Origin of the sequence: Burkholderia sp. Z1, from assembly GCF_014893795.1 — a bacterium.
In the GTDB taxonomy this organism is placed as follows: Bacteria; Pseudomonadota; Gammaproteobacteria; order Burkholderiales; family Burkholderiaceae; genus Burkholderia; species Burkholderia theae.
The window spans coordinates 3,461,988-3,475,121 of the sequence record NZ_JACFYL010000002.1 but is presented as its reverse complement, the minus strand read 5'-3'; the positions used below and the strand labels follow the sequence as shown (position 1 = coordinate 3,475,121).

Annotated in this window: 14 protein-coding genes; 6 read left to right on the top strand and 8 right to left on the bottom strand. The window is 65.6% G+C overall.

Translation table 11 applies throughout. From position 1 onward, the window contains the following. On the top strand, positions 1-1,027 hold a 1,027-nt coding region (locus tag H3H55_RS32445; protein WP_193102036.1), incomplete at its 5' end, for a DNA-binding protein. Between the two features lie 135 nt (positions 1,028-1,162). On the opposite strand, the gene H3H55_RS32440 is transcribed toward H3H55_RS32445, so the two are convergent. From H3H55_RS32440 to H3H55_RS32430, 3 genes are all read right to left on the bottom strand, one after another. Continuing rightward, a complete protein-coding gene (locus H3H55_RS32440; protein ID WP_193102034.1) occupies positions 1,163-2,176 on the bottom strand; it encodes a tyrosine-type recombinase/integrase in 1,014 nt (337 codons plus the stop codon). A gap of 101 nt (positions 2,177-2,277) precedes the next feature. Then, positions 2,278-2,655, bottom strand: a complete 378-nt coding sequence (locus H3H55_RS32435) for a DUF2471 family protein (protein ID WP_129516113.1) — start codon at positions 2,653-2,655, stop codon at positions 2,278-2,280. A 130-nt stretch (positions 2,656-2,785) separates the two neighbouring features. Further along, entirely contained in the window at positions 2,786-3,397 is a 612-nt protein-coding gene (locus H3H55_RS32430; protein ID WP_193102032.1) for a helix-turn-helix domain-containing protein, read from the bottom strand. Between the two features lie 161 nt (positions 3,398-3,558). Here H3H55_RS32430 and H3H55_RS32425 point away from each other — a divergent pair, with 161 nt between their 5' ends. Continuing rightward, a complete protein-coding gene (locus H3H55_RS32425; protein WP_129516114.1) occupies positions 3,559-4,758 on the top strand; it encodes a glycine C-acetyltransferase in 1,200 nt (399 codons plus the stop codon). Between the two features lie 13 nt (positions 4,759-4,771). Continuing rightward, the gene (gene tdh / locus H3H55_RS32420; protein ID WP_021163717.1) at positions 4,772-5,800 is read left to right on the top strand and encodes an L-threonine 3-dehydrogenase; all 1,029 of its coding nucleotides are present in this window, start codon (positions 4,772-4,774) and stop codon (positions 5,798-5,800) included. 402 nt (positions 5,801-6,202) lie between these two features. On the opposite strand, the gene H3H55_RS32415 is transcribed toward tdh, so the two are convergent. Both H3H55_RS32415 and H3H55_RS32410 read right to left on the bottom strand, forming a co-directional pair. After that, complete coding sequence (locus tag H3H55_RS32415) at positions 6,203-6,619, bottom strand: hypothetical protein (protein WP_193102030.1); 417 nt, start codon at positions 6,617-6,619, stop codon at positions 6,203-6,205. Beyond that, on the bottom strand, positions 6,616-7,254 hold the full coding sequence (locus tag H3H55_RS32410; RefSeq protein ID WP_193102028.1) for a GNAT family N-acetyltransferase: 639 nt from the start codon (positions 7,252-7,254) through the stop codon (positions 6,616-6,618). Before H3H55_RS32410 ends, H3H55_RS32415 begins: the two co-directional genes overlap by 4 nt. Before the next feature lie 182 nt (positions 7,255-7,436). Here H3H55_RS32410 and H3H55_RS32405 point away from each other — a divergent pair, with 182 nt between their 5' ends. Together H3H55_RS32405 and H3H55_RS32400 are read left to right on the top strand one after the other, a co-directional pair. Beyond that, entirely contained in the window at positions 7,437-8,042 is a 606-nt protein-coding gene (locus H3H55_RS32405; protein WP_193102026.1) for a TetR/AcrR family transcriptional regulator, read from the top strand. Positions 8,043-8,106: 64 nt separating this feature from the next. Further along, positions 8,107-8,586, top strand: a complete 480-nt coding sequence (locus tag H3H55_RS32400; RefSeq protein ID WP_193102024.1) for a DUF1348 family protein — start codon at positions 8,107-8,109, stop codon at positions 8,584-8,586. Positions 8,587-9,074: 488 nt separating this feature from the next. Here the strand turns inward: H3H55_RS32400 and H3H55_RS32395 are convergent, their stop codons facing one another. Further along, positions 9,075-10,160: a tartrate dehydrogenase gene (locus tag H3H55_RS32395; protein WP_193102022.1), complete on the bottom strand. Its 1,086-nt coding sequence runs from the start codon at positions 10,158-10,160 to the stop codon at positions 9,075-9,077. 117 nt (positions 10,161-10,277) lie between these two features. On the opposite strand from H3H55_RS32395, the gene H3H55_RS32390 reads away from it, so the two are divergent. Beyond that, the gene (locus H3H55_RS32390) at positions 10,278-11,201 is read left to right on the top strand and encodes a LysR substrate-binding domain-containing protein (RefSeq protein ID WP_193102020.1); all 924 of its coding nucleotides are present in this window, start codon (positions 10,278-10,280) and stop codon (positions 11,199-11,201) included. Positions 11,202-11,339: 138 nt separating this feature from the next. Here the strand turns inward: H3H55_RS32390 and H3H55_RS32385 are convergent, their stop codons facing one another. Together H3H55_RS32385 and H3H55_RS32380 are read right to left on the bottom strand one after the other, a co-directional pair. Further along, positions 11,340-11,804, bottom strand: coding sequence for a hypothetical protein (locus tag H3H55_RS32385; protein ID WP_193102018.1), 465 nt, complete (start codon positions 11,802-11,804; stop codon positions 11,340-11,342). A 60-nt stretch (positions 11,805-11,864) separates the two neighbouring features. Next, positions 11,865-13,082 carry a patatin-like phospholipase family protein gene (locus H3H55_RS32380; RefSeq protein WP_048250647.1) on the bottom strand — a complete coding sequence of 406 codons (1,218 nt, stop codon included), beginning with the start codon at positions 13,080-13,082 and terminating at the stop codon, positions 11,865-11,867. Positions 13,083-13,134: the final 52 nt, after the last annotated feature.

Genomic DNA, 13,134 nt, shown 5'->3' with positions numbered 1-13,134 from the left:
CCAAACCGGCAGCGCCAGCGACATCCCGAAAGACATCGATCATTTCTGGGAGCGCATCCGTTCCGCGTCCAAGATCAGGCTCGACGGTGCGGCAATCCCGAAGGCCGTCGAGGAAAAGGCCGGCGCGTTGCTCGGCGCACTATATGAAGAAGCGTTGAAAGCGGCCCGCGACAGTCTCGACGGCGATCGCGAGCAGGTTCGCGCCGGCGTCGCAGACGCCGAACAACGGTTGCGCGACGCAACCGTGCGCCAGGAGACGCTCGAAGGCGCGCTCGCCCGCGGCGAAACCCGCAACGAGCAATTGCAGGCACGCGTGACCGAACTCGAGGTTCAACTCGCGTCGCAGACGACGCACGGTTCGGCAAACGAAGCGACGTTGCTCACCACAGTCGCCCGACTGGAGAAGGAGCTGACCGCGGCCGCCGGCCGTATCGACGCCGAGCAGGCGCAGAACGCCACGCTGCGCGACCGCATCGATGCGCTGCAAGCCGAATTGCAGCAACGCACCGAGCACTACGCGCAGCAAATCAAGGACGCGGTGGCCGAAGCCGAACGCCGCGTGAAGCCGATGCTGGTCGAGCTGGACTCGCTGCGCAGCATGGCGTCGACCTACCAGAGCGGTTTGCGCGACGTTCAGCGCAAGGAATTCGATTTCCTGCAGCAATTGAGCTCGGCCAAGGCTCGCGCCGATCGGCTCGAAGAACAGTTGCGCACCCAGAGCGATGAACTGGAACGGGCGACGCGCGACGTGAGTTCGTTGCGCGCGAGCCGTGAAATGAATCCGGAAATCGCCGTGCTGATCCGGCGCCTGGCCGATGCGGGGCAACTGGATGCGGACGCGTTTTCCGCGATCGGGACCTCACTGGATTCCGAGATCACGGTACCGACTCAGTGCCCGCATTGCGATGGCGAGCCGGAACTGTCGCATGGTGAAGAGGGTTTTGAAGTGGCGTGCCCTGAGTGTGAACACGCTTCGGGCGCGTGGCCGTCCCGATTCGAAGCCATCACTCGCTTTGCACACACCTGATCCGCGGACGGCGACACCGCACAGGCAAGACGGTCCGGCGCGCTTGAGGTGAGGTTTTTCGGGAGGAGTGGAACGGTGAGGCTGCGTCACGCAAGGCTGCTCACGGATCGCTTCGCGTGAGCAGCCGTTTCCGGATCAGTGAGTTTCGTCGCTGTCGGACGCGTCACCGTCAACCAGCCCGTCGCGCCAGTTTTTCCAGGCGCGATGCAGGCGGTTCGACGAGATCGGCCGCATGAAGCCCAGCCATTTGCCGACCCGTTCGGGCGGCACGTCGTTTTCGAACAGTTCGGCCGCGTAGGTATTGCGCAGTGTCTGCGGGCTCGCGCGAGCGGTGCGTGACGACGTGAGCCCGGCCGATTCGACGATCGCGTCGATGGCGCGCAGCATCGTCGCCTTGTGCATCGGCCGCCCGGCATGCGATGCCGGGAACACGAGTTCCCCCGGAATTTCCTGGCGCTTGCGTTCGGTGAGCCATGCCTCGAGCAGTGCGATCGCGAACGAGGCCAGATGGGTTTCGCGTGCGAAATCCGGGTGCGTCGCCTGGATCTGCAGCGACGTGTTGCTCGTATTGATGCAACTAATCGTAAGTGCGCGCGCTTCGCCGGTTTTAATGCCGGCGCCGAGAAATGCCGCCACGAGCGCGCGATCGCGGCGCTCCTTCCAGTACGCGGAACCGGATACGCCGATCGGCGAAAACAGATACGCGAGCAACGTTGCGCGTTCGGCCGGTGTCAGGAAACCGGTCGGCTCGTTGTCGCGTGCCTTGCGCCAGTTCGCTTCGCCATCCTGAGCGATGAAGCGGGCCGGGTTGGTCGATGCGTACTCGGTGCGCCGGATGTGGTCGAGCACGCGTTCGATCAGCCGCAGATAACGCATTTTCTGGGTTTTCCGGATCGACAGCTCACCGACGAAGTTCGCGATCGTTGCCGTATCGACCGTGGCCAGATTCTTTTGATGCGTGCGCATCCACGTGAGAAATGCGCCCCATTGTGCGCGATAGACGTCGGCGGACGAGCGGCGATAGTCCTGCATGGCCAGCCACGCGTCGAATGCGGCTTCGGGCGACACGATCCAGTCGGATGCGCCGCGATCGAACAGATCCTTTTCTTCCGGGCGTGCCGGGGTGTCGGGAGAGGCGGGAAGGGACATGTGATTTATTCCGTTAGTTGCGTATATGGTAGCCCTTTCCGCAACGTCTCGGGCAGCAAGAGGCTGGACAAGCCGCCATGCGCGGCGGCCCGGGTTGGCAGTCAGTCGCCCCACGCCTTGGACGGACGGTGAGCGCGCGCGCGAGACGCGGTGTCGTGCGACGTTGCCGCGGCTTCGTACGCGAGCACCGCGAACGAAAAGACGGCGGGCAGCGCATTCGAGCGCCCGAAGTCGATCGGGTCGTCCGTTTCGGGAAACGTCATGTCCGACGGCCGTTCGAACAATTGACGCATGCCGGCCTCGTGGCGGCTGGCAAAGCCGAGATCGGCGAGCGCCTCGGCTTCGATGGCGTGCAGCAGGCGCCACGTCAGCGGCACGCGCTGGCGGATGTAGCGCCCGGCAATATGGCGGACGATCAGCTCGAGGTCGTGTGCGGCAGCCTTGAAGCTGAGCGCGGCCAAATCTTGTTCTTCTGTCATTGCAGGCTCCTGTCGACCGGGGCGGGCGCCTCGGTGCGCCAGCTCCGGCCCATGCATGGCGGAATGTCCGTATACTGTACAAATATACAGTCTTTTCCGCAACTGGCCCTTTGGCCAGCTATACGCGCCGTCAGCGGTGTATCACGATCAACAGTGCCCGCGCCTCGGCCTTGCCGGGGTTGCGGATCGCGTGCGGCTCGTCGGCCGGGTAGCGCGCGGTGTCGCCGACCTTCAGGCGCCGGCTTGCCGCGGCGGCCTCGATCTCCATCGCGCCTTGCAGCACGGTGAGGTGCTCGCGCGTGCCGGGTTCGTGTGCGTTCGATACCAGCGCGCCGCCGCCCGGCAGCGTCAGCTCGTACCACTCGAACTTGCCGGCGAGGTCGATCGGGCCCCACACGCGCAACTGGTACCGGCCGTCGTGGCCGGCGAGCGTCGGAATGTCGTGTGGGCCGTCCACGCGGATCGTCTCGGGCGCCTTCGGCTGCGAGAACAGCTCGTCGAGCGTGATGCCGAGCGCGTTCGTCAGCCGCCAGGCCACGGCGATGGTCGGATTGGCCTTGTCGCGTTCGATTTCGGAGAGCATCGATTTCGATACGCCGGCGGCGCGCGACAGGTCGTCGAGGGTCAGCTTGCGCTCGTTGCGCAGCCGCTGGATCTGCTCGCCGACACGCGGCGGCGTGACGGCCGGCGGCTGCGGTGCGGCGCTGGCAGGCGTGCGCCGCGATCCGGAGGAACTTGCCATTTGGATTCCGTTCGCTTAGAGTTGTTCGGTATTTCGAATTCTAGTTCGGAATATCGGATAAATGCGGTCAACCGAACGACCGACTATAACAGTAGCAGGCCGTTGCGCCGCCGCCACGAGCGGCGCGCCGCGGAATGCGAATCCCTGTCAGGAGCTTTGCGATGCGTGATGCTTTTCTCGCCCAGGTGCGCGGGACGCTCGACCAGATCCGCGCGGACGGTTTTTACAAGACCGAACGCGAGATCGCGAGTCCCCAGGCGGCGGCCGTGCGGCTCGCCGGCGGCGCCGGCGTGCTCAATTTCTGCGCGAACAACTATCTGGGGCTGGCGAACGATCCGCGCCTGATCGGCGCGGCGAAGGCCGGCCTCGACCAGGACGGCTTCGGCATGGCATCGGTGCGCTTCATTTGCGGCACGCAATCCGTGCACAAGCAACTGGAAAGCGCGCTGGCCGCGTTTCTCGGCACCGAGGACAGCATCCTCTACTCGAGCTGCTTCGATGCGAACGGCGGGCTGTTCGAAACGCTGCTCGACGAGAACGATGCGGTGATCAGCGATGAACTGAACCACGCGAGCATCATCGACGGCATCCGCCTGTGCAAGGCGAAGCGCTTTCGCTACAAGAACAACGACCTGTCCGACCTCGAGGCGAAGCTCAAGGAAGCCGATGCGGCGGGCGCGCGCCACAAGCTGATCGCGACCGACGGCGTGTTCTCGATGGACGGCATCATCGCCGACCTGAAAGGCATCTGCGATCTCGCCGATCGCTACGGCGCGCTCGTGATGGTCGACGATTCGCACGCGGTCGGCTTCATCGGCGCGAACGGTCGCGGCACGCCCGAGCACTGCGGCGTCGAAGGCCGCGTCGACATCATCACGGGCACGCTCGGCAAGGCGCTCGGCGGCGCATCGGGCGGTTATGTCGCCGCGCGCCGCGAGGTCGTCGAACTGCTGCGCCAGCGCTCGCGTCCGTATCTGTTCTCGAACACGCTCACGCCGAGCATCGCCGCGGCATCGCTGAAGGTGCTGGAACTGCTCGGCAGCGACGAAGGTGCGAAGCTGCGCGAGCGCGTGCGCGAGAACGGCGCGCGTTTCCGCGAGCAGATGACCGAAGCCGGCTTCACGCTCGTGCCCGGCGCGCATCCGATCATCCCGGTGATGCTCGGCGACGCGCAGCTCGCGACGAACATGGCCGACCAGCTGCTCGGCGAGGGCGTCTACGTGATCGGCTTCTCGTTCCCCGTCGTGCCGCGCGGCCGCGCGCGCATCCGTACGCAGATGAGCGCCGCGCATACGCCCGAACAGATCGACCAGACGGTCGCCGCGTTCGTGCGCGTCGGCAAGTCGCTCGGCATCATTTGACGGAGGCGCGACCATGAAAGCACTGGCAAAGCTCGAGCGCGGCCCCGGCCTTACGCTCACCCGCGTGAAGCGTCCCGAAGTCGGCCACAACGACGTGCTGATCAAGATCCGCCGTACGGCGATCTGCGGCACCGACATCCATATCTGGAAGTGGGACGACTGGGCGCAGAAGACGATTCCCGTGCCGATGCACGTCGGTCACGAATATGTCGGCGAGATCGTCGAGATGGGGCAGGAAGTGCGCGGCTTCGCGATCGGCGATCGCGTATCCGGCGAAGGGCACATCACGTGCGGTTTCTGCCGCAACTGTCGCGCGGGGCGCCGGCATCTGTGCCGCAACACGGTCGGCGTCGGCGTGAACCGCGAAGGCGCGTTCGCCGAGTATCTGGCGATCCCGGCGTTCAACGCGTTCAAGATTCCGCCCGAGATCTCCGACGATCTCGCGTCGATCTTCGATCCGTTCGGCAACGCGACGCACACGGCGCTGTCGTTCAACCTCGTCGGCGAAGACGTGCTGATCACCGGCGCGGGCCCGATCGGCATCATGGCCGTCGCGATCGCGAAGCACGTCGGCGCGCGCAACGTCGTCATCACCGACATCAACGACTACCGGCTGGAACTCGCGCGCAAGATGGGCGCGACGCGCGCGGTCAACGTCGCACGCGAGTCGCTGCGCGACGTGATGACCGACCTGCACATGACCGAAGGCTTCGACGTCGGTCTCGAGATGTCGGGCGTGCCGAGCGCGTTCACGAGCATGCTCGAGGCGATGAACCACGGCGGCAAGGTCGCGCTGCTCGGCATTCCGCCCGCGCAGACGGCGATCGACTGGAACCAGGTGATCTTCAAGGGGCTCGAGATCAAGGGCATCTACGGCCGCGAGATGTTCGAGACCTGGTACAAGATGGTCGCGATGCTGCAGAGCGGCCTCGACCTGTCGCCGATCATCACGCATCGCTTTGCGGCCGACGATTACGAGAAAGGCTTCGCCGCGATGCTGTCCGGCGAAAGCGGCAAGGTGATTCTCGACTGGACGGCCTGAGTGCCGAAGGGGCAGCGCGGCTCGTTCGCCGCCTGCCCCGCTTTCGTTTGCCGCTGCGTTTTCGAGGCCGGAACGCGCGCATCCGGGCTTGAGGTGAGATTTTTCGGGAGCTGTGTTGGCGTGCCGAATCGCGACGCGATCGCGCATCGGTGACCTGCAATCGCACGTTCGCTTCACCTGTCGGCGCCGGCCTGCCGCTTCCGCATCGCTTCCCCATCACGCCATTCGGCGCCTGTTTTTCCTCTTCCGCGTACTCCCCTGCTTCACTTGCATGGCGATCGTTCGCTGCGCACCGTCTGCGATGCCGTGCCGTGCCGAACCGCGATGCCAACCGTGAGCCCGCGAGCCTCGTTGCAACTCACTCATGCGCGATGCGATCGGCATCGTGCGGTGCGCGGACCGCTACTTGATCCGTTCACCATTCAACCCGCGCGGGTCGAGCTGAAGACTCAACACGACGAGCCAGCGTTTCGGGCACTGCGGCGCCACGTCGATCAGATTGCCGTGCGTGCCGGGAGTCGTGACGAACCCGTGTTGCGCCGCGGACTGATAGGCGCGTAGCGCATCCGCCTGCAGCCAGAAGCTGACGAGCGCGCAGGTCACGAAGCGGAACAGCAGCAAGGTCGCCGCTTCCGGCGCGAAGCCGGCCGCGACCAGCAGGCTCTCGAACGCGAGCGTCAGCACCTGCGCAACCGCGATCGTGATGAGCGTCAGCTTCATCACGCCGCGCAGCCGCAGCGCCGCACGCACGCGTGCTTGCTTCACGTCGAGGTGCGCGCGATCGTCGCCGCCGTCGTGCTTCGGCATATCGTGTTTCATGATGTCGCACCGGCTTGCCGCGCGACGTCGATCTGCGTCGTGTCGCAGGCAGGCATGCGGTCGTACGCGATGCCGACGGATTTGCACAGGATCGTGCTGTCGTAGTTGTGTCCCGGGAAGCGCATCACGTCGACCGGTTGAAAGCCTTCGCGACGATAGAAATCGATGAGCCGGACCGCCGCGTACGGCGCATCGAGCGCGAGGTGCGTCGCGCCGCGCGCGGCGGCCCGCCGCTGTGCGAACGCGAGCAGCGAACGGCCGATGCCGCGATCCTGCCAGACAGGATCGACGGCCAGTTGGCCGAGCGTCGCGACGTGCCGGCTGCGATACGGATCGCAGCGGGAATCGGGATCGTGCGAATGCATCGTCATCGTCGCAACCAGATGCGCGTTGCCGAGCGCGACGAAGCACTCGCTGGTGAGCACGCGTTCGCGCGTCGCCGAGGGCGGCTGATCGACGCACGGGCAATTGAAGCCCAGTGCGCCGAGCGGTGCGAACGCGCGATGCAGCAGTGCGGTCAACGCGTCGTACGAATCGCTGCGCGGGTCGAAGCGCCGCACGACGACGCGGCCGTCGAGCCGCTTCGCATAAGCCGCATAGGCGCGCGCGGGGCGCGCGGATTCCGGTCGCTGCATGATGTCCTTTCGCCCAGACAGGGTGACCGAAGTGTAGTGAGCGTCACGTATCCGCTTCAAGAAAAAATGTCGTAAACGCGGCGGGCCTCGTCGCGCGCTCACACAGCGGATCAGCCCTCTCGCTGGCAGGGCTTTTTCACATGGGTGTTGACGATGGAGAACGATCGTTCTACCGTAAACCCATGAACACACATCACGACCCCTCCGGCGAACCAGGCGTTCGCGACCGGCTGCTCGATGCGGCCGAAGCGCTGATTTATTCGGGCGGCATCCACGCGACCGGCGTCGATGCGATCGTGAAGCGCTCCGGCGCCGCACGGAAAAGCTTTTATTCGCATTTCGAATCGAAAGAGGCGCTGGTGGTGGCCGCGCTCGAACGCCGCGACGAGCGCTGGATGCGCTGGTTCGTCGACGCAACCCATGCGCGCGGCAAGACGCCGCGCGCGCAGCTGCTCGGCATGTTCGAGGTGCTGCGCGACTGGTTCGGGCAGCCCGACTTTCACGGCTGCGCGTTCCTGAACGCGTCGGGCGAGATGCCCGACGCCGACGATCCCGTGCGCGTCGTCGCGCGGGCGCACAAGGCACGCCTGCTGGCGTTCGTACGCGAGCGGTTCGATGCGTATGCGGACGAAGCCGGCATTGAGCGCCGCGGGCTCGCGCGCATCGCGCGTCAGTGGCTCGTGCTGATCGACGGCGCGATCGGCGTGGCGCTCGTCAGCGGCGATGCAAACGCGGCGCGCGATGCGCGCGCGACAGCCGAACTGCTGCTCGACACCGTGTCACGGTAGCCGAAGCAGCGAATCCGAACCGGCCGCGGGTGTCCGCGGCCAGAACCCTGAACAGGAGCAACTCATGTCAGCTTCCCCCGAAGTCCGTCCGCCCGTTCCGCCTTTTACGCTCGAATCGGCGCGCCAGAAGGTGCGCGCTGCCGAGGATGGGTGGAATACGCGCGACCCGCAGCGCGTGTCGCTCGCTTATACGCCGCAAAGCCAATGGCGCAATCGCGCGGAATTCGTGACCGGCCGCGACGAGATCGTCGGGCTGCTGCAGCGGAAATGGACGCGCGAACTCGACTACCGGCTGATCAAGGAGCTGTGGGCGTTCGGCGGCAATCGCATCGCGGTGCGCTTTGCGTATGAATGGCATGACGATGCAGGCAACTGGTTCCGTTCGTACGGCAACGAAAACTGGGAGTTCGACGAAAACGGCCTGATGGCGCATCGTTACGCGTGCATCAACGACCTGCCGATTCGCGAGGAAGATCGTCTTTATCACTGGCCGCTCGGCCGCCGTCCGGACGATCATCCCGAGCTGTCCGATCTCGGGCTGTGAGGTTCGCATCCGTTCAACGGATCGTTGGACGCATCACCCGGGTTCGATGGTGAGGAAATTCGGGAGCTGCGCGCCAAAGGTGAGGTTTTTCGGGACGAGGTGAAATGTCGCGTCGGACTGTGTGTTTCGAACAGATCGACGTGGCATTGCACCGTGCATGCGGGACCTGTTGTGCACATCGATATCGCGTGATGCACGTGTCGACGTGCAACGGTGTGCTTCACCGCGCGGTGCATCTCACCCATCGAGCGGATTTGGCGCTGTGTTGGCGATCGGTGTGCGTGCACGTGATGTGCAACTCACCGATCGAATCGATTGCGACGAGAGACAGCGCAAGCAGTGCGCGTTGCGGTGTGTCGTTGCTCACCGCTCGACTTCACCGCATGCGCATCGGAACTTGCACGGGTGCGCAAACACATCGCGTGTTGCTCACCGCCGGCTGATGCATGAAACTTGCCCGGCGCGATCACTCGCGCCGGGTTCGACCGTCAGCCCGCAATCCGCGCGGCGATCGCCTCGCCCACTTCCTGCGTGCCTGCTTGGCCGCCGAGATCGCGCGTATGCGGCCCGGTGCGCAGCACGTCCTCGATCGCGGCGACGATCGCATCGTGCGCTTCGTGTTCGGGGCCCGCGCCATTGCCGAGGAAGTCGAGCATCATCGCCGCCGACCAGATCATCGCGACCGGATTCGCGATGTATTGCCCCGCGATGTCGGGCGCGGAGCCATGCACGGGTTCGAACAGCGACGGAAACGTGCGGTCGGGGTTGAGGTTCGCCGACGGCGCGATGCCGATCGTGCCGGTACAGGCCGGCCCGAGATCCGACAGGATGTCGCCGAACAGGTTCGATGCGACGACGACGTCGAAGCGGTCCGGCTGCAGCACGAAGCGCGCGCACAGGATGTCGATGTGCTGCTTGTCGACGGCGATCTCCGGATAGCGTTCGGCCATCTCGGCCGCGCGCGCGTCCCACCACGGCATGCTGATCGCGATGCCGTTGCTTTTCGTCGCGACGGTGAGGCGCTTTGCGCGCCGCTGCGCGAGTTCGAACGCGAATTTCAGCACGCGCTCGGTGCCGTGACGCGTGAAGATCGACTGCTGCATCACGACTTCGCGCTCGGTGCCTTCGAACATCGTGCCGCCGACCGACGAGTATTCGCCCTCGGTGTTCTCGCGCACGATCATGAAGTCGATGTCGCCCGCATGGCGGCCGGCAAGCGGCGACGGCACGCCGTCGAACAGGCGCGCGGGCCGCAGGTTGATGTACTGGTCGAACTCGCGGCGGAATTTCAGCAGCGAGCCCCACAGCGAAATGTGATCGGGCACCGTCGCGGGCCAGCCGACCGCGCCGAACAGGATCGCGTCCATGCCCGACAACTGCGCCTTCCAGTCGTCCGGCATCATCTTGCCGTGCTGCGCGTAGTAGTCGCAGCTGGCCCAGTCGATCTGCACGAAATCGAATCGAATGCCGAAACGCGCGGTCACGGCGGTGAGTGCGCGCAGGCCCTCGGGCATCACTTCACGGCCGATGCCGTCGCCGGGGATCACGGCAATTCTGTAGGTCCTGTCGGTCATGCAAAGCTCCTTGGCTGGTCGGCCGGCTGCCGGGGGAGGCAGCGGCGCGTGACGTCATTCTATTTATTTCCATCTGGATTAAAATCGCGCGAAAGGTTAATCGACTTTCCACGAATCGTGAACAAATCGCCGAACCTCGACGACCTGCGCGTGTTCAGCCTGGTCGTCCGCCTGACGAGCTTCAGCGCGGCTGCCGAGCAGCTCGCGGTGTCGCCCGCCTATGTCAGCAAGCGTATCGCGTTGCTCGAGGCGCAGCTCGGCACGCGCCTGCTGCATCGCTCGACGCGCCGCGTGACGGTCACGGAAGCCGGCGAACGCGTGTTCGCGCGCGCTGAAAAGATTCTCGACGACGTCGATCATCTCGTCGAGGACGTGTCGACGACGCGCACGGTGCCACGCGGCACGCTGCGCATGTCGAGCAGCTTCGGCTTCGGCCGGCACGTCGTCGCGCCGGCGCTGCTCGACTTCACCGTGCGCTATCCGCAGCTGAACGTGCGCCTCGATCTGTTCGACCGGCTCGTCGACGTCGCGGGCGAAGGCTACGACCTCGACGTGCGCATCGGCGACGACATCTCCGATCATCTGATCGCGCGCCGCCTCGCCGCGAACTACCGCGTGCTGTGCGCGTCGCCCGACTATCTCGCCAGGCGCGGCACGCCGCGCTCGCTCGCGGATCTCGCGTCGCACGATTGCCTTGCCATCAAGGAGCGCGATCACCCGTTCGGCGTGTGGCGGCTGAACGTGCGAGGAGAAACGGCAACGGTGAAGGTCGGCGGCGCGCTGTCGACGAACCACGGCGAGGTCGCCGTGCAATGGGCGCTGGCCGGACGCGGGATCGTGTTGCGTTCGATCTGGGAAGCGGGGCCGCTGATTGAAAGCGGCGCGTTGTGTCGCGTGCTGCCGGACGCAACCCAGCCCGCGAACATCTGGGCCGTTTATCCGGAACGTGTCGCGGCGTCGGCGAAAGTACGCGTATGCGTGGATTTTCTGGCGGAGACGCTGGCCGGCCTGAATGCCGCAGCGAGTGACGATACGGCCTGAGAACGGCCAAAGGTGAGCTTTTACGGGAAGTTGAACCGTGCGTGCGCGGCGGCGCGTTTTACGTCGAAACGTGAGCGGCGCAACGCTGTGCAAATCACCGTTGAACTTGCGTGATAACGGCGCCACACGATTCGCCCGTCACAGCCGGTTGTTCTTCGCGAGCATCAGCACGCGCGCCCAGCGCTGCGCATCGCGCTTGTCCGTCATCGGCAGTTTCCATTCGCTGCGCACGGCGTCGCGCACGCGCACGACGAGATGCCAGCGGCCGCCGATCGGCGCGGCCTGGCAGCCGTCGAGCTGCGACAGCGTATAACGACCGTCCGCGCCGTCATGCGACAGCCACAGCAGCCCTTGCGTCGCGGACACGCGCAACTCGCCCCACGCGCGATGCACGACGTGGGTCCAGCCTTCTTCCTTCGTGTTCGGTGCGATGTCGCGGCGGCGCTTGATCCACCACGCGACCAGCGCGATCAGGATCGCGGCGGCGAGCACGGCGGCGGCGATCGCGACCGGCTGGCCGAACTGCGCGGCGATGACGTGAAACAGGTGAACCGCGCCCCATCCAGCAGCGATGAGCGCGAACAGTGCAATGAAAATCGGCATGTCTGATCGGAGAGGAGGACGGACCGGCGCATGCATCGCGCCGATCCGTCGCGCAGCGCATTACCGGCGGCGGTGAATGTCGTGCGTCACGAAGCCCGCGTCGTTGTTGGGCAGCGCGAGGCCGTCCTTCACCGCGAGCGTCTTGCGGATGTCGTCGAGACCCGCGGACCAGTGGTCACGCATCGTCGACAGACCGAACTGATAGTCCTTGTAGTGATGCTCGTACGCCTTCTGCTGATAGATCAGGTGCTGGATGTTGTACTTCTTGCTGCACGACATCGCATCGGCCTCGACGCACCACGGATCCGCCTTGCGCTGCGCTTCAGGCACCTGGTCGAGCACGTGGCGCAGCACGTTGCGGTAACGCTGTTCGCGTTGCAGCGTGTCGGTGACGAAACGCGTGCGGCTCGAATACTGCACGTCCTTCGTACGTTCGGCGACGTCGGCCATCGTACGCGGCAGCGGCCCGCGCGCGCTCCACAGATCGACCTGGAACGCGAGCGTGTCGCGGCGCGGCCGGGCGCGGAGCACTTCCATCAGCGGCGTGTTCGACACGACGCCGCCGTCCCAGTAATACTCGCCGTCGATCTCGACGGGCGGGAACGCGGGCGGCAGCGCGCCGGACGCCATGAAGTGCTCGGGCGCGAGGCGAATACGCGAGTTGTCGAAGTACACGAAGTTGCCGGTGCCGACGTTGACCGCGCCGACCGACACGCGCGTCTCGCCCGAATTGATCCGGTCGAAGTCGCACAGCTTCAGCAGCGTTGCGCGCAGCGCCGACGTGTCGTACCAGCTGATCTTTTCAGGATGGTCGGACACGCCCGGCAGCGGCGGCGGGAAGCGCGGCACGAAGAATCCCTGCTGGCCCTGCATCATCGCGCTGGCAGCCTGCGACGCGGTGAAGAACGTGCGGATCTGGTCGATGCTGTTGAACAGCGCGAATTCGAACGCGGCCGGAATCGTGGGAAAGAACGCCGGCTGGCAGATCGTTTCCCAGAATTCGCGCAGGCGCTCGACGCGATGCTCGGGCGCATTGCCGGCGATCAGCGCGGTGTTGAGCGCGCCGATCGAGATGCCCGCGATCCAGTCGAGCGGAACATCCGCCTCGTGCAGCCCTTCGAACACGCCGGCCTGATACGCGCCGAGCGCGCCGCCGCCCTGCAGGACGAGCGCGATCGTCTCGTACGGCAGCGACCGCGCAGGGGCCGGCGCGCCGGCTTCGTGTTGCAGGTCCGCCGCGTCGACGGCCTGCTTTTCTGTTCGGGCGTGCGGCTTCATCAATTGCTCCGGGAAATCCCGCCATGGATGGCGGAGAGGAAAGGCAAGGTGC

Bases quoted from the DNA above. Each gene is read 5' to 3' on its own strand.
- H3H55_RS32440 (WP_193102034.1), bottom strand. From the start codon at position 2,176: ATGTCCCTTCCCGCCTCTCCCGACACCCCGGCACGCCCGGAAGAAAAG.
- H3H55_RS32435 (WP_129516113.1), bottom strand. From the start codon at position 2,655: ATGACAGAAGAACAAGATTTGGCCGCGCTCAGCTTCAAGGCTGCCGCA.
- H3H55_RS32430 (WP_193102032.1), bottom strand. From the start codon at position 3,397: ATGGCAAGTTCCTCCGGATCGCGGCGCACGCCTGCCAGCGCCGCACCG.
- H3H55_RS32425 (WP_129516114.1), top strand. From the start codon at position 3,559: ATGCGTGATGCTTTTCTCGCCCAGGTGCGCGGGACGCTCGACCAGATC.
- tdh (WP_021163717.1), top strand. From the start codon at position 4,772: ATGAAAGCACTGGCAAAGCTCGAGCGCGGCCCCGGCCTTACGCTCACC.
- H3H55_RS32415 (WP_193102030.1), bottom strand. From the start codon at position 6,619: ATGAAACACGATATGCCGAAGCACGACGGCGGCGACGATCGCGCGCAC.
- H3H55_RS32410 (WP_193102028.1), bottom strand. From the start codon at position 7,254: ATGCAGCGACCGGAATCCGCGCGCCCCGCGCGCGCCTATGCGGCTTAT.
- H3H55_RS32405 (WP_193102026.1), top strand. From the start codon at position 7,437: ATGAACACACATCACGACCCCTCCGGCGAACCAGGCGTTCGCGACCGG.
- H3H55_RS32400 (WP_193102024.1), top strand. From the start codon at position 8,107: ATGTCAGCTTCCCCCGAAGTCCGTCCGCCCGTTCCGCCTTTTACGCTC.
- H3H55_RS32395 (WP_193102022.1), bottom strand. From the start codon at position 10,160: ATGACCGACAGGACCTACAGAATTGCCGTGATCCCCGGCGACGGCATC.
- H3H55_RS32385 (WP_193102018.1), bottom strand. From the start codon at position 11,804: ATGCCGATTTTCATTGCACTGTTCGCGCTCATCGCTGCTGGATGGGGC.
- H3H55_RS32380 (WP_048250647.1), bottom strand. From the start codon at position 13,082: ATGAAGCCGCACGCCCGAACAGAAAAGCAGGCCGTCGACGCGGCGGAC.